Consider the following 750-nt stretch of genomic DNA (forward strand, 5'->3'; position numbering starts at 1 on the left):
TCGCATGCCTGCCGTACCGGTTGCTCCACGATATCCGAGAAGCCGGGCCAACCTGACGAACACGACGTGGGCGCGCACCTTGTGCGGCGCCCGCCCCCGGATAGTGACGAACAGGTCATTACACTTGGCCGGGTGCTTCGCGCGGATCGCAATGTAGGCTTCGAGTGCTTGGCGCGTCGATGGCTGCAAGGCGATCAGTCGCTGCTTGCCGAACTTGCCGTTGCGGACGACCAGCCCATCCTCGACCAGATCGTTGCACTGTAGCGCGAGAGCCTCGGAAATCCGGAGACCTGTCGCCGCGAGCAGGCCGAACAGGTAATGGTACGTGTATGGGCTAATCGTGCCATGGGGCGGAACGTTCAATGCCGCCGCCATGATCGCACGCACCTGGTCCGCTTCGATTATGGTCGGAGTGTGACGTGGCCGCTTCCCCCGGCCGAAAACGCCGACAGGCGGGACTTCGTTGTCTGGGTCCTCGGCATGAGCGAAAAGGCTGAAGTTACGAGCAGCGTCGTACCTATGGCGAGCCACGTTTTGCGAGCTTGCCGTGTGGCACCAGTCGTAGATGCGCTGCACTCGGGTGTGCCGGTCACCGAAGCGTTCAGCGAAAGCGGCGTATTGGCGCAGCAGTCGTTCCTGTTCCGAGAACTTCCGCCCCAAGCTGCGATACAGCGAGACGTATCTGGCAATCTGCGTGCTCAGCATGACGGTTCTCCCGGCCATGGCTGCGCGATTTTCATGAGCATCGGC

At 62.0% G+C, this 750-nt stretch carries 1 protein-coding gene; it reads right to left on the reverse strand.

Annotation, left to right across the window (positions count from 1 at the left end; genetic code table 11):
* Nucleotides 1-705 (reverse strand): tyrosine-type recombinase/integrase (locus AACY45_RS27180; protein WP_339548515.1); only part of this gene is annotated, 705 nt, incomplete at its 3' end.
* Between the last annotated feature and the right edge of the window lie 45 nt (nt 706-750).

The organism is Pseudomonas sp. RA_35y_Pfl2_P32 (genome assembly GCF_963970735.1).
In the GTDB taxonomy this organism is placed as follows: Bacteria; Pseudomonadota; Gammaproteobacteria; order Pseudomonadales; family Pseudomonadaceae; genus Aquipseudomonas.